This window comes from Vibrio profundum, assembly GCF_050337555.1.
Taxonomy (GTDB): domain Bacteria; phylum Pseudomonadota; class Gammaproteobacteria; order Enterobacterales; family Vibrionaceae; genus Vibrio; species Vibrio profundum.
Genome location: NZ_JAKJTA010000011.1, coordinates 172,884 through 193,748 on the forward strand (window position 1 = coordinate 172,884; position 20,865 = coordinate 193,748).

Consider the following 20,865-nt stretch of genomic DNA (forward strand, 5'->3'; position numbering starts at 1 on the left):
TCAAACAGAGAAAAAACGGAGATATTGAACTACCATTACTGCATCAATTAAAGCAAGCTACTGTGAGACACATCGACTTGCTTTTATCCAATGCCAATATTTAACTGGGTAGTTATATCATGCACATAATCAGCAATCCGCATGGCAAATACGTTATCGATCTTTCACACTTGGAAAGCAATGTATTCATCTTAAGGCTGGTAGGATCATGGAATATCGAGACTGCTGAGGAGTGCCTCAATGAGTGCTATCAAGTAGTCGACAAGTTCTTTATCGGCAAGACGTGGGCATTTTTAAATAACCTCACTCAGTGGGAACTGTGCACCCCCGAGGTAATGGAGTATTTCAACAACAATTCATCAAAATTCTCGGCGATGGGGTGCTGCGCGCAAGCTGTCATCACCCACAGCCGCGTTGATCAAATGGTAACCGGAGAAATCCACAATAACGCCGAGTCGCAAGATTTTAAAACCCAGTATTTCCAGAATGAAAGTGACGCAATTGAGTGGCTAGAAAGTGCACTTCAATAAGAAGCAATACATTAATAAACAATACGTTCGATAAACCCTTAGCACTCCTCGGCGACAACATCATTTCTACGATCAGTGAATGCCACCTCCTCCTCGCACACTCAAAAATGACGCCATCAAGAGTAAACATCAAAAAAACGTTTGATTACTACAAGTTAGTGGCATAGCCTAGATTTCAGATTCTCTATCCACAATGGCCAATAACCTACATCGATATTTAAACAACTAAGTGAGGTAAGCTCAATGATACAGAAATGGGATTCGAAGAAATATTCAAAAAATGCATCATTTGTCTCAACTCTAGGCTTACCTGTACTTGATTTACTCGCCCCAAAATCGAGCGAAAAAATTCTCGACCTCGGCTGTGGTGACGGCACATTAGCCAACGAAATACAGTCATTTGGTTGCGATGTGATTGGGGTGGATGCCAGTGATTCAATGGTCGCCGCGACCAAAAAAAAAGGTATCCCTGCATTTCACCAACGCGGTGAAAATCTTGAATTTTATAATCAATTTGATGCGGTGTTTAGCAATGCCGCCCTACATTGGATGACGGACTACAATGCTGTGTTAACTGGCGTCCATTCAGCGCTGAAACACCGGGGGCGATTTGTCGGAGAGTTTGGTGGCTATGGCAACATTCAATCCATTACTGAAGCCATCGACATGGTGTACAGAGACAACCCTCAGTTCGGGAAATATCAATCACCCTGGTTCTTCCCTTCTGACAGCCAATACAAGGCCCTTTTAGAGCAACATGGCTTCATCGTAGAATCATGCACGCTCATCAACAGGCCGACACCGCTTAGCGCTGGAATACGCGAATGGTTAACCCTGTTCACTGAACACGCAACCTCATTGATGACCCCAGCCACAAAACTCTCCTTTTTCGAGCAAGTCGAGAGCCTACTCAAACCAGCACTATACAGTGCTGACAAAGGTTGGGTTGCTGATTACGTTCGACTAAGGTTTTCAGCAAGAAAAATTTAATATCGTTCAAGCTGAGCATGTCGGATTCAAAAAAGCAATAGGGAGAAGAAGCCACATGAATGCAATGCACGTGATATTGCATATATTTCTGTGACAACACCATCATAGTTGTCGGCTGACAATAAAGATCGATTGATCCCAATAAAGATTGATCATTTACAATAACGTGTAATCACTTTTTAACGTAAACACATGATTAAAGAGGGGTAAGCTATTTAACCTCTGCCCAGAAGTTGTTGATAAACACCTTCGTGGAATTCTCAGGTATTTAGTATAAAAAAGCCGCTTTCCTCACATATAGGGATTACCGTAGACAAAAGCGACATTTTTACTATAGATGCTAGGTATTAATGAACTCAGGGTACTTGTCACGCAAGTTATGGGCGTACTCATCGAACCAGACCCTACTTGATGCTGGTGGTTCATAACTTTGCTTCAAGGCACCTTCCAGTGCGGAGTTATTTTTAATCAACCCAGAAATGACTTTTGTTTGCATCTCTACTATTGGAGGCACTGGCCCGACTGGTTGAAGCATACCAACGAAAAACAATCCTTTTTCTTCCCGATGCACCATAAAATCAATGAGGTTATTATAATCAAACTCTTTAGAAAGAAAGGAGCAAGAAGAGTGAAATCCTGTGCAAAGGATAATCTCATCAAACTTCTGAGAAGATTCCCCCGTTACAAACCTTATTGTTTTTCCATTTATATCAGACACTTCGGGCACAAAGTCTACATGAGACTCTTTAGCAAGATCAAAAATATCTTCGCACATAGGCAATGTAGTAGAGTTATATATTCGTTGTTGAGGTGACGGAACCCCTCCAGTACCTTGCCCAGTATATGAAACTATTAAATCTATCAGTTTATCCTCCCCAATACTTTTATTCTTTTGATAGAACTGCCACAATGGCATCCCATCAATGTATCTTGGAAGAAGTAAAGGCATTTTCCTATAAGAAATGGAAACACTCTTGGTAAATCTACCTATGTCTTCAGCGATTTGCAAAGAAGAGCTTCCAGCTCCTATAATGAGGACATTTTTATTTTTATATGAGGTTGGTTTTTTATATTTAGAAGAGTGGATGTATGATGTTTTTATCGCAGATGATGAAATAAAGTTAGGGTATTTTGGTTCTGAATAGTATCCTGAACAAATAACAACATGCTTAAAGGAGTGTGTTTTTCCATTGACACATACCACCCATAGTGCAGTGTCTTTTTCATAATATACACTGGTGACATCCGAATTATATTCAATATTTTCATCATCGAACTGATTAAGATACTCTAGATACTCCTTATGATACATGTACTGTTTGAACCTCTCATTAGGAGGTAAAGAACAAATAGACATGTTATCTCTCAGGTGGTTTTGCGTGCAACTTGAATAAACACTCCTTTCAGTATCACTATAATTCCACAGCCCACCTAAGGATGATCTCTTTTCAAAACACACATAGGGAATATCTTGTAATTTAAATTTGTCGATACATGCAAGGCCAGAAATTCCCGCACCAATAATACAGACCTTATTCATACTTTAACAAACCCACCTCGATATGAGTTATGAGAAAGATTATCACCATACAATTCTCGATAATGATCATTTAGCGGCCTATTTCCATCAGCGCAGACCCACCCTCTCAGCAATAATCTCTTGTTTTCTTTGTCTTGGAACTTTGTTCTAGAATGATATGTTATGTGGTTGTTGCATATTAATATGTCACCTTTTTCAAGCAGTATTGTTGTAGACAACTTATTAGCCACATCTTCAACCAAATCGAGAGCGTCAATCTCATGCTTACTTAAGCCTAGCCCCAACTTCTCATTAGTGACAAGTATATATGTCCTTAGAAAGAAGCTTGAGAAAAAACCATCTTCAAATGAAAATATCGGAATACTAATAAGATGATTTTTACCATCTGGAATTAGTGGCGTCTGATGGTGAACCTGATATTTTGTAGACTCGAGCGTTAACAATTCATTTGGATGGTTAATTTTTATATATTCATATACTTCTTGCGAGTTTACTAATTTACTTACCCCTCCTTCATCAGCCGGATTTACACACATCAGAAAGGCTAGGTCACTTAGATCGGTGTGAAATTCTAGCTCCCCATTGGTCATGTATGGTCTGACAGGCTTAACGTTGTTGTTATCTCGAACAATACCGGTTTCTTTGACTTGATCAACAGTGACCCCTGAATCTTCTATCCGTAAAACCTTTCTACCTTCATTATCTAGATTATTTACCCTACCAAACTCTCGCATTAAGGTTAGAAGGTTAGATTCCGTGAGTTCTTCTGGATATTTGTTAATAACATACCAACCCTTCCCTGTTTCAAGTTGTTTTTTTATACTAGCTATACATTCCATTTTATTAATTCCCTTATTAATCAAATTGGCATAAAAAACGAACCAGAACCTACAAAATTATCGTTCCCTATTGAAAACCTAACTTTATATATGCTACCTGAATTTCGTTTTATTTTTTTAACAATCGACATTTTGAACCCGAACTCCATCTCTCGAATAGGTTTGGAGCACCGAATGGAATAAGATAGTAAATATACCTCATTCTCTTTTTTTGACAGCCCATTGTCTAAGTGACCATAAATTAAACCAGCACGTAATGCGCACATTTCAGCAACAAGTGAGGATAAATGGAATTGCCCGTCAGACGGCATAAAAAAACTCTTTACTTTATACTTTATTCGTATTTCTCTTTTATCAAATTCTACTTTCTCTATAGCTATATCATCATCACTAAACCCTCCTTCTATGTAAGGAGATAATAATCCATTTATCTCCTTACCAGATTTAGTTATTGAACTATCCTTTATTCCTAATTCTGCAAGTTCCATTGCTCTTCCTTTGGTATAGGTTTTTTGTTGTTAGTATGAGAAAAACAATGCTATACCATTAAGTCTCAACATTAAACAGCAACCATGTAAGTATAACTTTTACTTTTGTCTATAGAGTTTATTTATATTTTTCATTATAATGCACCACCTAATCCCAGAGCCACTATTAATATAAAAATAACAACTAGTTTTATTCACTATTATAACAACCATCTCATTTTCACTGATTTTAATTTTTTATTTAAAATAAAAATCACAATTATTTTACCTTATTACTTTTTTGACCAATAGCGTTGAGACTAGGGTCACAGTGATAATGTTTTGTCAGAGGAGATTTTCCACCTTTTAAAAACAAGACCAACAGAATAAACCTTCGACACTTTTTTTAGTCTAAAAGATCGCTAGAAATCGACAAGCACTATACCGGTCATGTCAAAAAGTTAGCCTCGATTGTGCAAAGTTTATAGGCGGTGTTTAAGACTTTCTTTTAGTCTAGAAATAATCATATATATACTAAGTCGTAAGACGTACACCTTCCAAAATAGATCCAATATTGACCAATCGTGAATATCAGACGGAAACAGTACATGCCGCAATGACGGCCTACCAAACGTAGCAAATACTCCCCTTCAATTTTAAGCTCAGCCCTTTACTTTGCTATAGTCATAGGTAGAGGAAAAACGGTATGAAAACGAATAAAAACGAGCATGGTGATTATGAGCTTTGGCTCGACGAAGAGCACCCCAATATCATTAGGCTGAGAGCTTGGGGGCCGTGGAATTTAGAAACCGCTCAGCATTGTACTGACGATATGTTGAAGAATGCTGCTTTGCTAAAAGAGCACCCTTGGGCCTTTATGGAAGATATCAGAGAATGGGAACTGTGCACTCCAGAGGTAAGCGACCTTTTCATTAAATGTATCAGCAAAATGGTGACCATGAATTTCAAAGTAAGGGTTGTCGTCGCCTCCGTAGAGGTGCAGCGTTTCATGATTCAGAAATCGATCCCTGATCACCAACCCGTCAGTACTCGATTTTTTACTGATCTAGAAGGCACGATAGATTGGTGTTGCGCAGAGCTCGAAAAGAGTGCTCAAAGCCTAAAATAAAATGGATACCTGAACAACTTCAGATCTCAAAGCATAAGGCGCTTGAATTTATGGCTCGCACCTTGTACGAAATATACTTACATCTCACCTCAAGCATACCCAAGTCAACTAAGCACTACCAATTCATCGACACAAGAACGCCTGCCTGCTTGGTATCTACCCAAGGGACAATCGTGTATTGCTTATCGTTAGGGGTCGTAAATATCCAGCCAGCGAGAGAGCCCAACGCCGCGCCCGCGACGACATCTTCCCAATGATGTCTATCAGCTTCAATACGACCAACGCCAACCAGTGTCGCAACGGTATAAGCGGGTATCGCCGCTTGCCAGCCATAGCGGATAGCGAGTGTGGTCGCTGCGCCAAATGAAGTTGAAGTGTGATTAGACGGGAAACTTTTATCATCGCTACCATCAGGACGAGTTTTACTCACCAAAGCCTTGCCAACCAAAGCTGCTCCTGAAGCGGTGACCACACTGAGACTTGATTGTTTCAACCCTTCCCAGTCGGCGTTATAAGTAGGCACTGCCAGCGCAGCGACAACCAAGCCTGTTGATCCGACGTCACTAAAATCAATCCAATCTTGCTTGCTGTCTGCACTAGCTGAAGCGGAAACGAACAACAGTCCAATTAACGCAATCAATCGCATATACATTTTGTACATCTCCTTCTCAAAATGTATTACTACGGCTTTCAGTAAACCAACAGTAACTCTTATGTTTTAATCACTTACCGTTAGAAATTCAATCTAATGATGAAAAAGTGAGAGTAGGCAAAGGTTTCCTAACGTTTCTGCTGGTTTGTTGACCGCTTCTAAGCCAATAATTTGGCCACTAGTAATTTTACAAGCAGTCCCAAAGAAGCTATAGGAGCCAGAATGATAAAAAAAATAGGTGAAACAATAATCCATGACAAACACCTAGCACATTGCCACTGCAAGGCAGTGGAATTGGAGCTTTCGTTGCCAAACGGAATAGAAAAGCCAAGGCGTTGTGATTGTTCTTTATGTCGAAGAAAAGGGGCTATTGTTGCTTCAGTAAAATTGGACGGGATTAGAATTGTGCGCGGTGAAGATAGCCTCTCTTTGTACCAATTTAATACGCACACGGCTAAGCACTATTTTTGCTCCAAATGTGGTATCTATACTCACCACCAACGTCGTTCCGTTCCAACTGAATATGGATTTAATGTCGGGTGTTTAGAAGGCGTGAACCCCTATGAACTTGGCGAAATTGCTACGCTAGATGGCGTGAATCACCCTGCGGATATTACTAATAGCTAGCAATTGGACAAATTAAGGAAATAGTCTGAACGTAAAGAAAAAAGGTGTGCAATGCGGACCGAGCAAAGCACACCGAACCTAACAAGGCTAAAAATTTACGAATCAGTTCTGTATTTGTTTGACAGAAGATCAAAGTCACCGGGGTATGTCGCCATCAGAAATACACGAAACAACCCAAACCGTGATAACTCAATACATAACTAATATTCATCAATCGAGAAAGCGTCAATATATCAGGCTACTTAGACAGATAATAGATGATAATTAGCATTCCGTCGCGATGAAACCAAGAAAGCTCGGAAAGTAACAACATACCACTAGCACGTAGTCATAATGACGGAAATTCATAGTCATTTTAACTATTTAGCCAGTGTAAACGACGGCCAGAACCATTGAAATACCACCTTCCTCCCAATATAGTCACTTTTGATTCGTTAGGTCTATCTATGTATACGTCGTAATTTCATAAGGGTTACCATAAGGATCGGAAAAATAAATCGACCAAGACAGATCATGGTCACTCTCCCGAAATGAGATCTGATGCTCGCTAAGCTGTACTTTCCATTGTTCGTAAGCATTAGCAGACGCTGCAAGTGCCACCGTATTTCCAACAGGACCGTCTTGTTCAAACAAGGCAATATGCACATCTCCACTGCCGATGGTAAGCGGGCCACCATCAACAGCCCACCCAGCTAACGACTCCACTCTCGAAAAACCCATCACGCCGCAATACCATTGCTCTGCAAGTTTTCGGTCGGGAACATAGATATGAATATGGTCAATTTTCTGCAAACCAGGCATGGCAGATTCCTTTTATATTTTAAATAACTTAACGCAGGGCTAAACAGTGAATATTAATGAGCATACTGCATCTCCAGTTCAAACTCGCTTTCCGAGATCTTTTCAAAACCCAGCTTTGCATAGAGGTGGCGCGCGGGGTTATGTTTATACACTCTTAAACGAACGTTCGATCCCGCTTCTTGGGCTTTTTCTATCAATTGCCGAATAAGGTGGCTACCTAACTGACGGTTTTGGAAATCGGGCACAATTTGCAGCTGAAACAGGAACCAATAACCATACTCTGGCTCATAACGCGCTTTGAAGATCCCAGCGGAAATACCACCCACTTCAATCACACTCGCCGAATCAAAGTTATCTCGAACACGACTTAGCATCGCCTCTTCAGAAGTCGACTCACCAATCTGTTCAAGGTAAGGTTTCATGGTGAGCTCACGCAAATTCAGTAGAAAAGCGATATCATCTTCTGTTGCTGGCCTTAGCGATATATCCATAAATAGAGTTCTCCTTAATTCTCCTGCTATCTTACTGATACGGCTCAGCGAAATTAAGGGGTAACCCCGCATAACCACTTAAATTGTGGTGAAAAAAAAGTTTACGTTTATAGAATACAGGCAGGTCATCTAAAGTGAAGCAAAGGACACTCTCAATGTTAGACAAAGTAGAAGCAGTATTGTTTGATATGGACGGCACGCTCGTCGACTCCAAAGCGGTAATAGAACAAGCATGGTGCTCCGTCGCGCTGCAAAACGGAATAGAAGTAGACCATAACACTATCGAAAAACATATCCATGGTAGAAGCGGACAATATACACTCGACTACCTTTTTCACATGTTTAATAACGAAGAAAAAGCGCAAATTAAACATCAAGTGGATAGCTTTGAAGAAACCGCGCGATCGGACCTAATCGCAGGTGCCGAAGACTTTCTGATACTCCTAAAACAGCGCGGCATTAAGATCGCCTTAGTTACCGCGAGTTGGAGTGAACGAATTGAGTTTCTGTTTTCTTTGCACCAACTCCACCGCTACTTCGACACAATTGTAGCGCGGCACCAAGTGCAACAAGGCAAACCACATCCTGAAGGTTTTCTCACCGCAGCCAAACAGTTAGGTATCGATATCGAGCATTGTTTGGTTTTTGAAGATTCCCTCAGCGGTATTGAAGCGGGTATGCGAAGCGGAGCTAGATGTATTGCGATAGGTGACATCAATACACAAGATAACGAGTATCAGCCTTCAGGTACCTATCAAGATTTTAACGTAGTGCTAAGCACCATGTCAGTAACGCCTGCAATCAAGGCCATGGCTTAACACGTGTCTATCCCTCTGTATGCTTTCGTCATTGCGAATACAGAGGGACTTAACCGCTAGACCGTAAGTGGTAATTTCCTTGTCATGTGATATAGGTGAAGCGCTTCTTCGCCGTCAAACGCGGAAATGACACAGGGTTCGACTCCAAAGTGATCTAACACCAAGGAATAAATCACCTCTTTCGCCTCAGGTAAATCTATACACTCGGAAAGATAAAAATCGCCTTTTTTTAGTATCTTAAAGTTCTTTTTCATACTTATTCTCACGTTCCCATTCTCTATGACGTTGTTAAAAAGCGCCCCCAGCAAAAATACAGCTTAAACCCTTCCGATTTTAAGTTGCGGCGGGGTTGCTGCGTTCTCTCACCTGCAACTCAAAATAGATTGAGTATTGAGGGCGAAAACTTGGTATCTAAAGTGTAGAGAAAGTCATTCATTCGATATAATGAAAAAAAGTCTTGTTTTAATAAGGGATTGGAATGGATATCGGCCAGATTCGTGCTTTCTGCCAGCTAGCCCAAGATGGAAACTACCGCATTGCGTCAGAACACCTATTTATGACTCAATCAGCGCTCACTAAAAAAATTCAAAAACTCGAAGAAAATATGGGAGCCTGTCTGTTTGAACGAGGTAGGTTAGGAGCAGAGTTGACTCAAGTAGGTAAAGCACTGTTGCCAGAAGCAACCAAGATATTAGTGCAATTTAGAGATTTTAAATCAGTTTCCAACGCTATTGTTGAAGGAACACAAGGTCATCTCAATATCGGTTTTGGAATCTCGAGTTATCACCAAGCACCGAAGCACATCGCTGAGTTTAAACGTTGCTTCCCCAATGTTCGTTTAACGCTCAATGATACGCCATCAAAATATCAAGCCGAAGCGCTTGTCTCTGGAGAGATCCAACTTAGCTTTAATCGTTTACCCGTGAAACGACCACTTGAAGGGAAAAAATTAGCTTCTGATGGCTTAGTTATCGCCGTTCATACCGGCATACACATAAATAATGCGGAATTATGGCCTTCACTGAGTTCACTCGACTATCTACGGCTCACTCCTCATCGAGGGCCAAAGCTCCATCAACAAATCACCACCTTCTTACACTCCATTGAACAAACACTAAGTGCTGAGCAAGAGGCAGATGACATTCTGACGCTACTAGCGTTGGTCTCCGCTCGCCTCGGCTACACTATCGTGCCAGCAAGTACTAAAGCGATTGCTCATCCAAATATTAACTTTATTCCCCTCTCTGGCCCACATACTCGATGGGACGTTGGAATTATTTGGAATACTGAGAAAAAAGATCCCCTAAGGGATCAATTTATACAACTCACCATGGGTGCTGTGACGACATAAATGGCGGTACAGTCTAGTTTGCATATACTTCACTAAAGCGTACTCACTAACAGGGATAGCGATCAATGAATACACGGAGTTTTGTGAAATGGCTGTTACTCCCCTTACTTTTCTCGTCACCAACTCTTTATGCACAGATTACTTTCGCCGCTATGGAAGGGTTCATACCATATTCTTGGACTAGTTCTGGACAAAAAACTGGCATTGATATTGAAATTATTCAGCTACTTAGCAAGAAAACAAACATACCGATTGCCGTGCGACTGACCCCTTGGAAACGCGTACTTCATGAAACCAAAAGTGGTCATGTAGATGGTGGAATTGCATTTTTTAAAACCGAAGAAAGAGAGAACTTCCTAACTTATATTTCAACTCCCCTTCATGAGAGTACGTACAAAGTTTTTGTACGCAAAGGTGAGGAATTCAAATTTGATTCCGTTGCTGACTTACACGGAAAATCTATTGGAAAAAATACTGGATTTCATATCAGCAAAGAATTTAATCAAGCAAATAAAGAAAACCTGATTCATGTTGAAGAAGCATCAATGGAACTAAACATAAAGAAACTTCATGGAAAACGAATCAGTGCATTAGTCGGAAATCAACAAGAAGTTTATTATCTTTTATCAAAGTTGGGGCTTTCTGATTCGATTGTCGCATTACAACATCCTTTATTTCCGTCTCGAGGCGCTTATTTAGTCATTTCAAATGCATCTAAAACACCAAACAAAGAAAAACTAATTAATAAGCTCTCAGATACCTTGAAAGCTATGAAAGAAGACGGTCTACTCGATGAAATATATGCTAAATATGGGCAAAAGTAGCGTTCTTTTATAGATGTGAACAGCCTTCTTAACATGTGCGTGAGGTGTGACAAAACAGATATTGAACTCATTGGCGAGACACTACTAAATTACCCCATAGAGAAATTATATACAGGCCATTGCACGGAAAAAAAAGCATATAGGATACTTAAGACAGTGCTTGGTGAACGACTTGAGTACTTTCCAACGGGTCGAAGTTGACCATATAGGGCTATATCGGAATAAAAAATAGCATGATCAAAATTCGAGAATACGATGAATCAGATGCATGCATTCTACGGGCGATCTTTTATCACACGGTTCGCAATGTGAATATCCGCGACTATTCGCAAGAACAAGTAGAAGCATGGGCCCCTGATGTTTTTGACTCTGAAATCTGGCAGAAAAGAATGAATCTTATGTTACCTTTTGTCGCAGAAATAAATGGGGAAATTGTTGGTTACGCTGACCTTCAAGAAAATGGGTTAATTGATCATTTCTTTTGCCACCATGAACATCAACGTAAAGGCATAGGGCAAAGCCTAATGGAGCATGCGCTAACCGTTGGTAAGCAACAAGGAGTCTCCAAATTCTACTCTAAGGTTAGCATCACAGCCCGCCCGTTTTATGAAAAACATGGGTTTAAAGTTATCCAAGAAAAAATCGTTGAAGTTCGTGGTCAAAAGCTACATAACTTCATCATGGAGAAATTAAGTAAGCCACTCGCTAAAAAGTGAAACGTACATCATCTGAAATAGCTGCTGTTTTAATTGAAGTGGTTTGCCTCCCGATGGTAAGGGCATATTCATGCCCTTACCAAAACAACTCCTGCCCCTCAATCGGCTGGAACTTCATTCGGCAGAAATTCAAGAAGATCACCTGGCTGGCACTCTAAAACCTCGCACAACTTATCCAACGTAGACAATCGAACAGCTTTAGCCTTGCCGTTTTTTAACACCGACAAATTTGCTTCCGTTATTCCAACTTCTTGAGCCAACGTCTTCAATCGCATTTTCCGCTTCGCCATCATCACATCTAGATTGATACCAATCGTCATCTCAATTCCTCACACCGTATGGCGATTTTCTTCGGCAATAATGTGCCCTTCTTTCATTACCCACGAGATAATAAGAATCATCAGGCCAAATACAAGCGTCAGAGCATCTACCCCGACAAAAGTTATCCCTAAAACACGCTCACCCGGTGGATTATTAAACGATAAAACCAACCCGATAACGGTGCGATAAACCACGGTGCCCAACACCCAGTAGAACACGCTGTACCCTAACTTTTGGTAAGATTTTGCATTTTCAATCGAAAATATTTCTCCAGTTTCATAATTACGAAACAGTCCAATTAAAATTCGTAACGCTCTCATGATAATACCGCTGAGTAACAAGCTTGCGATCAGCGCCAACACACGGGTGAAGGTAGACAGAGGCACATGGGTGAATCCACTAATATTGAAACTAAGCTGAACAATGCCAAACGTCGTGAGAAAGTCATAAGACGTATTTACCGTGAGCCAGAAGTAACAAACCATGATGGGCAAAAGCAGCAAAAGACACTGCAGTAATATGCGCACCCGGCGGCTTTGTTGTTGAATGTGATCCATGAGATTTCCTTGTTGTTGGTTGATGTGCAAACAATATCGATCAAACAATAACAAATCAATAAAAAATTATCGTTAAACGATAATTTTTTATTCCTTAATAGAAGTTGTCTAATATGACGTATCGTACTTTTTGAGTGAGTGCACTTGTCCAAATTAACGTTAACCCCCGCAGATTCGTAAAGAAATCATAACCCTAGTTGCCTGTAACGATATGTTGGCCATTGAATCGCAGAGTACTTCACCCTACAATCGGAAAAAATTAATCGAATGAAACCGTCCATGGCCATACAACAATTTACCCAATCTCTCGACGTGCGTTTCCTAGACATGAACGCGGGCAACCACCTTTCCAATCACACCGCGATCGGATACATAACGGATTTTGTCTCAGAATTCTTAATCAAAAACGGCCATTCACTGACTGATGTCCATGGCCACAGTGTTCTGTTTACCAAGATCAATGCTCAATTCCTCAAAGAAGTGGTTTATCCAGCAAACCTGACTATTTCAGTCGAAAGTGCAGCAGTAAAAAGTAGAAAGCTATTGATCAACTTCGTAGGCACAGTCAACGACAAAGCGCACATCAAATGCGAGCATGAGATCTGCTTTCTAAAAGGTGGGAAAGTCATAAAAATTGGTGAAGATATCGCTACCTTGTTCGGCTGCGAGGTGTAGAGCTAGCCAGAATTCAATTGTATCATCAACCAGTTAATTGCATCTTCTTGCTCTGAAAAGTACTCAGTGACTAGCTTTCTCTCGGTCACTTTTTCGGAATATTTGGTCACGATAGCTTTTTGCAGTGACATCGAAGGAATCACAGCCTCAAACGCTAAATTGTTCTGAGAAAAGTGTAAAACTGCCTTATCTAACATCAGCATCACTTCTGGGGTACAGGTTTCCCACCCCCTCATATCCACAACCGAGCCCCACGGCTTGTCAGAAAGCTTAGGCAGATACTGAGCGATTAACTCGATACACTCGCTCGCCCCTTCCTCGTTCCAAATCCCTATAGGTTTCGAAATTAAAATATTCCGCGACAAGTAAGACTCATCAAAGAAAATCTCTCCATGTGCATTCTTTTGATATTCCACGCTATTACCTGCTGCCCTAACGGACGAAGTTCCCGTGTACTACGCGGTTTAATTAAACAGTCGCTCGTATCATCGACGATAATCTCCTATATGATTATAAACTAAGATCCAGCACCAGAAACAAGGAATGCACTTCATCTCAGCATCACCACAAAACACTTAACATAAATAAATCAATTAAGTGTCATTATTTCCGCTACCAAATTTTACAATTGATAAAAATCCTGCCCACTAACTCAGCCTGCATACTGAACTCGACACCTACTAAACCACACCCATAGCAACTAGATGAAAATCAACTTATCTTGTTGTTTTTTAATTAAAAACAACAAAACCACCACATTTACTTCCCCTTAATTTATCTAACAAACCTCGTTCTCATTGAAGTTACTTAATTTTACAAAACTTACAAATTGTTACAAATTAATATGCAACAAGTATGTTTTTAAATGATATCTTTCGCGCCGGATTATGGGTTTAACTCATTGTTTATTATAAACAACATGAAGAATTATAATGAAAAAAAGACTTATATTAGCAGCGTCAATATCTCTAGCTCTGATGGGCTGTAACTCAGACGGTGGATCTACTGCCTCACAAACTCAGACCAGTGGCAGTTTCGTCGATGCTCCGATTGCTGGCATGGCATACACCACTTCTAGCGGAAAATCTGGTTTTACGGACAGTGAAGGTAACTATTCAGCGCCTAAAGGTGACACCATCACCTTCTATCTCGGTGGTAAAGAAAATGGACTTAAAATTGGTGCCGCCTCAGGCCGCGATGTTCTGACTCCTTTTGAAGCTACAGGTTCTTATCAGCGCGCAGTCAACTTAGCGGTTATCTTACAGTCCCTCAATACAGGCTCTAGCGAAGACATAATTACTATTCCAGCGGCATTGAAAAATATAACCAGCGGATCTGATGAAGCCATTGCGCTATCTAAGCTTTCACTAGATGATAAAAGTTCAATTCATTATTTCTTGACCAGCGTGGATGCCCCTAGGGAAGTTCAAGCTGAAGAAGCAGTAAAGAACATGAACGCTACATTTGGCGATGATAAAATGGCACGAGGCAGTAAAGATGCTAACCCATTCAGAAAGACTGACGGCAGCATCGTTCACTATATCGATGTAATGCAGTCAGAACAGCTCAACAATTATACCTATGTCCATGCGGATAAGCTTCTTCCTGAAGCTGTGTTCAATGAGACCCGAGGTATGCCTCACACCAGCTTCAAACTGGACAAAAAGAATGTCACTGAGTTAGTAGGCTCAAATAATACCAGTCTATCCGGAGGTAGTGCCGTTGATCTCCTAACAAAACTAGATGGAGAGCATAACCATATACTTTCTGGCTCATTTCAGTACAGCCTTCTCGATCCAGAGACAGCGATAAAAACCGAAGATCAACAAACGCAAATGACGTGGGCTGAAGCTGAAAAACACATGCCATTCCAAGCAAAAACGATACAAGAGTTAAACCATTACACTGTGGGTAAAATTTACAACGATGCTGACGAGGGCGAAGATGCTAGCTGGCAGAAAGAGACCACTTCTGGCTCTTATGACCCTATAACTGGTATTTATACTGAGATTGCTGAAAAAACAGAGCTCAGTGGTAATAACTGCGATACAGAGAGCTGTACCGCTAAGCGCGTTGAAGATCACACCGCATTTTATTACGAAACTAAGGACGATACGCCTCGCTATGTCGACTTCAAAGGCACATGGGAAGACAAACAAATGTGTAGCGATGGCGAGCTAGCGAAGAGCACTTTAGTCTTCGATGACAAAGGTGTCACCATGTCAGGCCAAGAATGCTATAACGGCACACCTACCGATCTAGATCAAGAACCAGATCCAGTGGCAAGCGCCACTTACGAACAACTCGCAGATATGGATTTTTGGTGGTTTAACAACCAAGAAGATAAAGGGCAAAGCTCATCACAAGCAACGCTAACTGAGCTCAACAGCGTTGCGCGATTCTGTGATGTAGACGGTTACACTCCAGGTGATAAATGCATCGACTCGGATGGTAATAACAAAACATACTACGTGAAATTTGAGTACCACCCTGCAGGTACAAATTGGGATCGAGGCTTACTTACTCGGACAAAAATGCACGTGGAAAATGAAGAAGCAGTGACAGATGTCCGCGATACTATGCAAAAAGTTGGCTAACCATTAGCAAACACCGAGCATAACGATATACGATGCCTCAGCTTTTCCGCTGGGGCATTTTTCTGTTTTCTCGGCCAATCTGCCTAAAATTCACACCGAAAATCCACATATATCTCCCCCTAATAACCTTTTCCTATTAGATATAAGTTTTAATTACAAACCTATCATTGAATACCCTGTGCTAGAGGCTTAAATTGACCACCTTGTTCTAGATCACATTAAAGCCTATCTCGCATCTTCAATTCGTTAAGGAAAATCGTATTTTCTGTAGGCCCGTGACGTGTTTAACTCTTTAAGTCAGGTATCAATTTATGGAACACGCAATCAGCGGCACTTCGCTGCCCCGCGAAGCCAAATTAGATTCAGCAGATTACGGCTGGATTGTCATGAGTATCGGGATGGCCATTGGTGCGGGAATTGTGTTTCTGCCCATTCAAGTGGGTGTCTCTGGGCTGTGGGTATTTCTGTTGTCGTCGGTTATCGGCTACCCCGCGATGTATTTGTTTCAAAAGCTCTTTATCAACACGCTTGCTGAAGCCAAAGAGTGCAACGACTACACTAGCGTGCTCACCAGTTATCTAGGTAAAAACTGGGGCGCATTGATAGGCGCGCTTTACTTTGTAATGCTGATTATCTGGGTGTTTGTTTACTCGCTGGCGGTCACGAATGACAGCGCCTCTTATTTGCAAACCTACCATATCACTGCGGCCAAGCTATCGGATAATAGCTGGTATGGGTTGGTGTTAATCAGCGCGCTGGCCTTTATCGCCACAATAGGCAAACGAATCCTGTTTAAGCTTTCTGGCACCCTTGCCGTGACCGTATTAGCATTAGTGGCTTTGATGGGTATCTTGTTAGTGCCACAGTGGAGCACCAGCCATTTGCCTCCCGTTGGGGACATCGGCAGCTTGATTAAAAATGCCATCATTACTTTGCCTTTTACCATCACCTCGATTTTGTTTATTCAATCATTGAGCCCAATGGTGATTTTCTATCGCTCTCAGGAAAAATCGGTGGAAGTGGCCCGTTTTAAAGCGCTGCGAGCAATGAAGATTTCGTTTTCTGTACTGTTTGTGGTGGTGTTCTTCTATGCCGTGTCCTTTACCTTAGCGATTTCTCAGGCAGAAGCGCTGCACGCAAAAACCGAAAACATCTCTGCGCTGGCGATCATCGCGTATTATTTCCCCGGCAGCTGGGCGACCATGGCAGGCATCGTTATCAATATCTTTGCGGTAGTGACGTCTTTCTTCGGTGTGTTCCTTGGCATTCAGGAAGCCAGTAAAGGCATCGCTATGAATCTGATAAAACGTTTCGTGGCATCGGATCGCATCAATGAAAAATGGGTCAGTAACGGCGTCATTGCCTTTATCATCTTACTGGCTTGGGGAGCAATCGCCAGCCACTTCCCTATCCTGTCGTTTACTTCGATTTCGAGCCCGATTTTTGGTTTAGTCGGCTGCTTAATTCCAGCATACCTTGTCTACCGAGTTCCAATGCTAGCGAAATATCGCAGTCCATCGACGATCATCATCATCGTGACTGGGATTCTATTAGTTATTTCACCTTTACTCACGTTCATTAAATAAAACAACGCCACCCTAATATGCAAATTAGGGTGGCGTTGTTTGGTATCGAGGGTTTGGCATCGAGGATTTGTCATCAATAGTTTGTCACCAACAGATTCTCATCAAGTGCCAGTTTTCACCAACTAGCCGCGGCAGCGCAAGCTTAAATAGCACCGCGGCTCACTCAATGATGCTCAATATTATATTCAATTATGCTGGTAGAAAAACCTCAGCTAGCATGCAGCGCACACTGCCACCGCCGATTTGCTCAATCGTACTCACGTTCTGTGGTAATAACTTACCGTGACTGGATAACTGGGTACGTTGTGCCGGAGTAAAAGCCTCATAAGCCGATGAGGACATCGCAATCACCTTGCGCCCCGACGCGGTCTCCAGTTGCAAAATATTGCCACAGAATTGATTCATTTGCTCAACCGATATCGTAATGATCTGCTTATGTTTGGCTAGCGAACGTAGAACAAAGCGACGTTCAGCTTCCGGAATTACTGCGTCGCAAATCACACAGAAGTTTTCACCAATCGCCATCATCACATTGGTGTGATAAATCGGGCTGTCACTTTGTGGCAATGCAGTAGAAAAAGATACTACACGGTCATAACCAATCTGATTGGCGTACTCGTCGAGCGCATCCTTATGACAACGCTGAGAAAGGGCAGCATAAATGGTGCGATTCACATGATCCATCACCATCACCCCTGTGCTCTCAAGGTATTTGCCTTGCTTGAGATAAGGCTCCAACGAATGTTGCTCACCGATATACCGGCCTGCATCACGTAAAGCATCACCTAGCGCAGCTGGGCGAACTTCATATTGGCGATTCTCGCATGCCATCGGAAAAGTAAACAGCTGGCCATCAACCGTGGTACTAAACCAATTATTCGGGAAAACGGCATCCGGTGTTATCACTTCAGATAGTGGGTAATCAAACTCGACCACCTGTACCCCTTCACTGCGTAAATTCGCAACCATATGAGTATATTCAGCCATCACTTTTTCTGTAACCTGCTGAGGCGCTAAATCTAATTGATGTTGAAACTCGTTATCCTGCGCAGTTTCAGCATTAAACTGAAATTCCTTTGGCGGCACCATCACCACACAATTGGCGTTCTGGGAAACCGTCACCTGACTATCTAATAACATCGAATCATTTAGCATCTTTACTACTCGCTTGATGGGTCTTTGTGTACATTGTAAAGATAATGTTGCAACAATTATCACTAAACCACTAGGTGAAAACCATAACGAAGCATAATAATTTCTTCAAAATTACAAACAGGAAGTGATAATCACTGCAAATAACAACATCAATGGTAATAGTTCAAATAACAAACAGAAGGAATCATAAGCAGACGACTTTTGTTAACATATCGATTGTGTCATATTCTGACTAACAATGATGAGCGTACTACGAGCCGCTTCTGCAACATAATATAGGACGTTTATGTTTCGAAAATTTGAAGGATTCACCCAAGCTTTTCCTAAACAAGAACCCGATCAGCCGCCGATAGGCGTGTTTGCGTTTTGCCGCTATTACACTCGAGGCTTTGGTCGACCGCTGATTATTATGTCTCTTTTATCTACAATCATTGCGATTGTTGAAGTTTCTCTGTTTGGCGCAATGGGGCAGCTGGTCGATTGGCTATCTAAAAGTGACCCCGCAACATTTTGGCATGACAACAGCAGCACCTTGATTGGCTACTCATTACTGCTGCTAGTGATCATGCCTGTATTGATCATCGTATTTTCTTTGATTACTCATCAAACGTTGCTTGGCAACTATCCGATGTCAATCCGTTGGCTCGCGCATCGATACTTGCTCAAACAGAGCCTGCCTTTTTATCAAGATGACTTTGCCGGCCGAATCGCGACTAAGGTAATGCAGACTTCACTTGCGGTGCGAGAAACCGTCATGAAGACCATGGACGTTTTCGTGTATGTAAGTGTTTACTTCACTTCTATCATTGTGTTGTTGGCGCAAGCAGATTGGCGGCTAATGTTGCCTATGCTTGCTTGGCTAGCGTGCTACATAGGTATCCAACTCTACTTTGTACCCAAACTGAAAAGGATCGCTTCCCTTCAAGCGGATGCACGTTCCACCATGACAGGGCGAATCGTCGACAGTTACACCAATATCGCCACCGTGAAACTGTTTTCCCACAGCCAAAGAGAAACAGAATACGCCGAGCAAGGTATGAACGGTTTTCTGAAAACCGTGCACATACAAATGCGCTTAGTCACAGGTTTTGATATCGCCGTCAACCTCACCAACTACCTTTTAGTGTTTGCTATTTCGGCACTTTCGATTGTTCTATGGGCCAATAGCGCCATTTCTATCGGTGTGATTGCGATTGCGATTAGCTTGGCTCTGCGCATCAACGGCATGTCGATGTGGATCATGTGGGAAGTCGGGGCCCTATTTGAAAATATGGGCACTGTGGTCGATGGAATGAAAACACTGTCTAAGCCGATCACCATTCAAGATAAGCCCGATGCCACGGAGCTCAAAGTCAGTCAAGGTGGCATCAGCTTTGACAACGTGAGCTTCCACTATGGAGAGAAAAAAGGGGTCATCAGCAATTTAAACCTTCATATAAAACCGGGAGAAAAAGTGGGCTTGGTTGGGCGTTCTGGCGCGGGTAAATCAACATTGGTCAATTTACTACTGCGCTTTCACGACGTAGAAGGGGGCGAAATACGGATCGATGATCAAGAGATATCCAGCGTCACTCAAGATTCATTGCGCAGCAATATTGGCATGGTCACCCAAGATACCTCACTTCTACACCGTTCAATCCGCGACAATATTTTGTATGGCAAACCAGACGCTTCCGAGCAAGACTTACATATGGCGACCAAGCAAGCCCATGCCCACGACTTCATTCAATCGCTCACCGACCCATTTGGCAATGTCGGCTACGATGCACAAGTTGGTGAGCGTGGGGTGAAACTTTCCGGTGGCCAAAGGCAACGAGTCGCAATCTCCCGGGTATTACTCAAAAACGCGCCACTGCTGGTATTGGATGAGGCCACCTCAGCCCTCGATTCGGAAGTCGAGGCGGCAATACAAGAGAGCTTAAATGAGTTGATGGAAGGCAAGACCGTGATCGCCATCGCCCACCGTTTATCTACGATTGCCGCAATGGACAGACTGATTGTGCTCGACGAAGGTAATATCGTCGAACAAGGCACACACCAGCAGTTGATCAATAATAAAGGGATCTATGCGCAACTTTGGGCTCATCAAACCGGAGGCTTTATCGGTGAGAATGCCAATGAAGAGGAGTAAACTGTCACAGAACAATAATTGAAATCACGGCGATAACCTTTAGAATTCACGGCATACTTAATTCGATC

General features: G+C 42.0%; 22 protein-coding genes and 1 pseudogene. 13 read left to right on the plus strand and 10 right to left on the minus strand.

Annotated features, from left to right (window positions below; translation table 11 throughout):
* Nucleotides 1-119 precede the first annotated feature (119 nt).
* A complete protein-coding gene (locus L4C34_RS12460) occupies nucleotides 120-530 on the plus strand; it encodes a DUF7793 family protein (RefSeq protein WP_428789663.1) in 411 nt (136 codons plus the stop codon).
* A gap of 243 nt (nucleotides 531-773) precedes the next feature.
* Nucleotides 774-1,520 carry a class I SAM-dependent methyltransferase gene (locus L4C34_RS12465; RefSeq protein WP_428789664.1) on the plus strand — a complete coding sequence of 249 codons (747 nt, stop codon included), beginning with the start codon at nucleotides 774-776 and terminating at the stop codon, nucleotides 1,518-1,520.
* A gap of 340 nt (nucleotides 1,521-1,860) precedes the next feature.
* Here L4C34_RS12465 and L4C34_RS12470 read toward each other — a convergent pair whose 3' ends face one another.
* The 3 genes from L4C34_RS12470 to L4C34_RS12480 are packed head-to-tail and all read right to left on the minus strand — an operon-like array spanning nucleotide 1,861 to nucleotide 4,387.
* A complete protein-coding gene (locus L4C34_RS12470) occupies nucleotides 1,861-3,060 on the minus strand; it encodes a flavin-containing monooxygenase (protein ID WP_428789665.1) in 1,200 nt (399 codons plus the stop codon).
* Nucleotides 3,057-3,899, minus strand: a complete 843-nt coding sequence (locus L4C34_RS12475; RefSeq protein WP_428789666.1) for a TauD/TfdA family dioxygenase — start codon at nucleotides 3,897-3,899, stop codon at nucleotides 3,057-3,059. The genes L4C34_RS12470 and L4C34_RS12475 overlap by 4 nt, the downstream gene beginning before the upstream one ends.
* Before the next feature lie 20 nt (nucleotides 3,900-3,919).
* Nucleotides 3,920-4,387 (minus strand): hypothetical protein, encoded by a 468-nt coding sequence (locus L4C34_RS12480; RefSeq protein WP_428789667.1) that lies wholly within the window; start codon nucleotides 4,385-4,387, stop codon nucleotides 3,920-3,922.
* A 685-nt stretch (nucleotides 4,388-5,072) separates the two neighbouring features.
* On the opposite strand from L4C34_RS12480, the gene L4C34_RS12485 reads away from it, so the two are divergent.
* On the plus strand, nucleotides 5,073-5,495 hold the full coding sequence (locus tag L4C34_RS12485) for a hypothetical protein (protein ID WP_428789668.1): 423 nt from the start codon (nucleotides 5,073-5,075) through the stop codon (nucleotides 5,493-5,495).
* A 115-nt stretch (nucleotides 5,496-5,610) separates the two neighbouring features.
* On the opposite strand, the gene L4C34_RS12490 is transcribed toward L4C34_RS12485, so the two are convergent.
* Nucleotides 5,611-6,147, minus strand: a complete 537-nt coding sequence (locus L4C34_RS12490; protein ID WP_428789669.1) for a phosphatase PAP2 family protein — start codon at nucleotides 6,145-6,147, stop codon at nucleotides 5,611-5,613.
* A gap of 222 nt (nucleotides 6,148-6,369) precedes the next feature.
* Between L4C34_RS12490 and L4C34_RS12495 the strand changes: the two genes are divergently transcribed.
* Nucleotides 6,370-6,774, plus strand: coding sequence for a GFA family protein (locus tag L4C34_RS12495; RefSeq protein WP_428789670.1), 405 nt, complete (start codon nucleotides 6,370-6,372; stop codon nucleotides 6,772-6,774).
* 444 nt (nucleotides 6,775-7,218) lie between these two features.
* On the opposite strand, the gene L4C34_RS12500 is transcribed toward L4C34_RS12495, so the two are convergent.
* Nucleotides 7,219-7,575 (minus strand): VOC family protein, encoded by a 357-nt coding sequence (locus tag L4C34_RS12500; protein WP_428789671.1) that lies wholly within the window; start codon nucleotides 7,573-7,575, stop codon nucleotides 7,219-7,221.
* 53 nt (nucleotides 7,576-7,628) lie between these two features.
* On the minus strand, nucleotides 7,629-8,066 hold the full coding sequence (locus L4C34_RS12505; RefSeq protein ID WP_428789672.1) for a GNAT family N-acetyltransferase: 438 nt from the start codon (nucleotides 8,064-8,066) through the stop codon (nucleotides 7,629-7,631).
* Nucleotides 8,067-8,221: 155 nt separating this feature from the next.
* Here L4C34_RS12505 and L4C34_RS12510 point away from each other — a divergent pair, with 155 nt between their 5' ends.
* The 5 genes and pseudogenes from L4C34_RS12510 (at nucleotide 8,222) to L4C34_RS12530 (ending at nucleotide 11,775) form a co-directional block, all read left to right on the plus strand.
* Nucleotides 8,222-8,884 (plus strand): HAD family hydrolase, encoded by a 663-nt coding sequence (locus L4C34_RS12510; RefSeq protein ID WP_428789673.1) that lies wholly within the window; start codon nucleotides 8,222-8,224, stop codon nucleotides 8,882-8,884.
* Between the two features lie 478 nt (nucleotides 8,885-9,362).
* Nucleotides 9,363-10,235 (plus strand): LysR family transcriptional regulator, encoded by an 873-nt coding sequence (locus tag L4C34_RS12515; protein ID WP_428789674.1) that lies wholly within the window; start codon nucleotides 9,363-9,365, stop codon nucleotides 10,233-10,235.
* Nucleotides 10,236-10,318: 83 nt separating this feature from the next.
* Complete coding sequence (locus tag L4C34_RS12520; RefSeq protein ID WP_428789675.1) at nucleotides 10,319-11,059, plus strand: substrate-binding periplasmic protein; 741 nt, start codon at nucleotides 10,319-10,321, stop codon at nucleotides 11,057-11,059.
* A 51-nt stretch (nucleotides 11,060-11,110) separates the two neighbouring features.
* Nucleotides 11,111-11,260, plus strand: a pseudogene (locus L4C34_RS12525) (MBL fold metallo-hydrolase); the annotation flags it as partial.
* 32 nt (nucleotides 11,261-11,292) lie between these two features.
* Nucleotides 11,293-11,775, plus strand: a complete 483-nt coding sequence (locus L4C34_RS12530; RefSeq protein ID WP_428789676.1) for a GNAT family N-acetyltransferase — start codon at nucleotides 11,293-11,295, stop codon at nucleotides 11,773-11,775.
* 98 nt (nucleotides 11,776-11,873) lie between these two features.
* Here the strand turns inward: L4C34_RS12530 and L4C34_RS12535 are convergent, their stop codons facing one another.
* Nucleotides 11,874-12,095: a helix-turn-helix domain-containing protein gene (locus L4C34_RS12535; RefSeq protein WP_428789677.1), complete on the minus strand. Its 222-nt coding sequence runs from the start codon at nucleotides 12,093-12,095 to the stop codon at nucleotides 11,874-11,876.
* 9 nt (nucleotides 12,096-12,104) lie between these two features.
* Nucleotides 12,105-12,653, minus strand: a complete 549-nt coding sequence (locus L4C34_RS12540) for a DUF2975 domain-containing protein (RefSeq protein WP_428789678.1) — start codon at nucleotides 12,651-12,653, stop codon at nucleotides 12,105-12,107.
* Between the two features lie 279 nt (nucleotides 12,654-12,932).
* On the opposite strand from L4C34_RS12540, the gene L4C34_RS12545 reads away from it, so the two are divergent.
* Nucleotides 12,933-13,328, plus strand: coding sequence for an acyl-CoA thioesterase (locus L4C34_RS12545; protein WP_428789679.1), 396 nt, complete (start codon nucleotides 12,933-12,935; stop codon nucleotides 13,326-13,328).
* A gap of 2 nt (nucleotides 13,329-13,330) precedes the next feature.
* Here the strand turns inward: L4C34_RS12545 and L4C34_RS12550 are convergent, their stop codons facing one another.
* Nucleotides 13,331-13,744 (minus strand): hypothetical protein, encoded by a 414-nt coding sequence (locus L4C34_RS12550; protein ID WP_428789680.1) that lies wholly within the window; start codon nucleotides 13,742-13,744, stop codon nucleotides 13,331-13,333.
* A 516-nt stretch (nucleotides 13,745-14,260) separates the two neighbouring features.
* Between L4C34_RS12550 and L4C34_RS12555 the strand changes: the two genes are divergently transcribed.
* The gene (locus L4C34_RS12555; protein ID WP_428789681.1) at nucleotides 14,261-15,925 is read left to right on the plus strand and encodes a hypothetical protein; all 1,665 of its coding nucleotides are present in this window, start codon (nucleotides 14,261-14,263) and stop codon (nucleotides 15,923-15,925) included.
* A 311-nt stretch (nucleotides 15,926-16,236) separates the two neighbouring features.
* Nucleotides 16,237-17,511, plus strand: coding sequence for an SLC5/6 family protein (locus tag L4C34_RS12560; RefSeq protein WP_428789682.1), 1,275 nt, complete (start codon nucleotides 16,237-16,239; stop codon nucleotides 17,509-17,511).
* Nucleotides 17,512-17,700: 189 nt separating this feature from the next.
* On the opposite strand, the gene L4C34_RS12565 is transcribed toward L4C34_RS12560, so the two are convergent.
* On the minus strand, nucleotides 17,701-18,666 hold the full coding sequence (locus tag L4C34_RS12565; RefSeq protein ID WP_428789683.1) for an arginine deiminase-related protein: 966 nt from the start codon (nucleotides 18,664-18,666) through the stop codon (nucleotides 17,701-17,703).
* A 286-nt stretch (nucleotides 18,667-18,952) separates the two neighbouring features.
* Here L4C34_RS12565 and L4C34_RS12570 point away from each other — a divergent pair, with 286 nt between their 5' ends.
* Nucleotides 18,953-20,797, plus strand: a complete 1,845-nt coding sequence (locus L4C34_RS12570) for an ABC transporter ATP-binding protein (RefSeq protein ID WP_428789684.1) — start codon at nucleotides 18,953-18,955, stop codon at nucleotides 20,795-20,797.
* Nucleotides 20,798-20,865: the final 68 nt, after the last annotated feature.

Excerpts from the sequence above, each read along its gene's own strand:
- L4C34_RS12565 (WP_428789683.1), bottom strand. The coding sequence starts at position 18,666 with ATGCTAAATGATTCGATGTTATTAGATAGTCAGGTGACGGTTTCCCAG.
- L4C34_RS12560 (WP_428789682.1), top strand. The coding sequence starts at position 16,237 with ATGGAACACGCAATCAGCGGCACTTCGCTGCCCCGCGAAGCCAAATTA.
- L4C34_RS12515 (WP_428789674.1), top strand. The coding sequence starts at position 9,363 with ATGGATATCGGCCAGATTCGTGCTTTCTGCCAGCTAGCCCAAGATGGA.
- L4C34_RS12555 (WP_428789681.1), top strand. The coding sequence starts at position 14,261 with ATGAAAAAAAGACTTATATTAGCAGCGTCAATATCTCTAGCTCTGATG.
- L4C34_RS12495 (WP_428789670.1), top strand. The coding sequence starts at position 6,370 with ATGATAAAAAAAATAGGTGAAACAATAATCCATGACAAACACCTAGCA.
- L4C34_RS12475 (WP_428789666.1), bottom strand. The coding sequence starts at position 3,899 with ATGGAATGTATAGCTAGTATAAAAAAACAACTTGAAACAGGGAAGGGT.
- L4C34_RS12490 (WP_428789669.1), bottom strand. The coding sequence starts at position 6,147 with ATGTATATGCGATTGATTGCGTTAATTGGACTGTTGTTCGTTTCCGCT.
- L4C34_RS12470 (WP_428789665.1), bottom strand. The coding sequence starts at position 3,060 with ATGAATAAGGTCTGTATTATTGGTGCGGGAATTTCTGGCCTTGCATGT.
- L4C34_RS12465 (WP_428789664.1), top strand. The coding sequence starts at position 774 with ATGATACAGAAATGGGATTCGAAGAAATATTCAAAAAATGCATCATTT.
- L4C34_RS12505 (WP_428789672.1), bottom strand. The coding sequence starts at position 8,066 with ATGGATATATCGCTAAGGCCAGCAACAGAAGATGATATCGCTTTTCTA.
- L4C34_RS12570 (WP_428789684.1), top strand. The coding sequence starts at position 18,953 with ATGTTTCGAAAATTTGAAGGATTCACCCAAGCTTTTCCTAAACAAGAA.
- L4C34_RS12540 (WP_428789678.1), bottom strand. The coding sequence starts at position 12,653 with ATGGATCACATTCAACAACAAAGCCGCCGGGTGCGCATATTACTGCAG.
- L4C34_RS12500 (WP_428789671.1), bottom strand. The coding sequence starts at position 7,575 with ATGCCTGGTTTGCAGAAAATTGACCATATTCATATCTATGTTCCCGAC.
- L4C34_RS12485 (WP_428789668.1), top strand. The coding sequence starts at position 5,073 with ATGAAAACGAATAAAAACGAGCATGGTGATTATGAGCTTTGGCTCGAC.
- L4C34_RS12460 (WP_428789663.1), top strand. The coding sequence starts at position 120 with ATGCACATAATCAGCAATCCGCATGGCAAATACGTTATCGATCTTTCA.
- L4C34_RS12530 (WP_428789676.1), top strand. The coding sequence starts at position 11,293 with ATGATCAAAATTCGAGAATACGATGAATCAGATGCATGCATTCTACGG.
- L4C34_RS12535 (WP_428789677.1), bottom strand. The coding sequence starts at position 12,095 with ATGACGATTGGTATCAATCTAGATGTGATGATGGCGAAGCGGAAAATG.
- L4C34_RS12480 (WP_428789667.1), bottom strand. The coding sequence starts at position 4,387 with ATGGAACTTGCAGAATTAGGAATAAAGGATAGTTCAATAACTAAATCT.
- L4C34_RS12545 (WP_428789679.1), top strand. The coding sequence starts at position 12,933 with ATGGCCATACAACAATTTACCCAATCTCTCGACGTGCGTTTCCTAGAC.
- L4C34_RS12510 (WP_428789673.1), top strand. The coding sequence starts at position 8,222 with ATGTTAGACAAAGTAGAAGCAGTATTGTTTGATATGGACGGCACGCTC.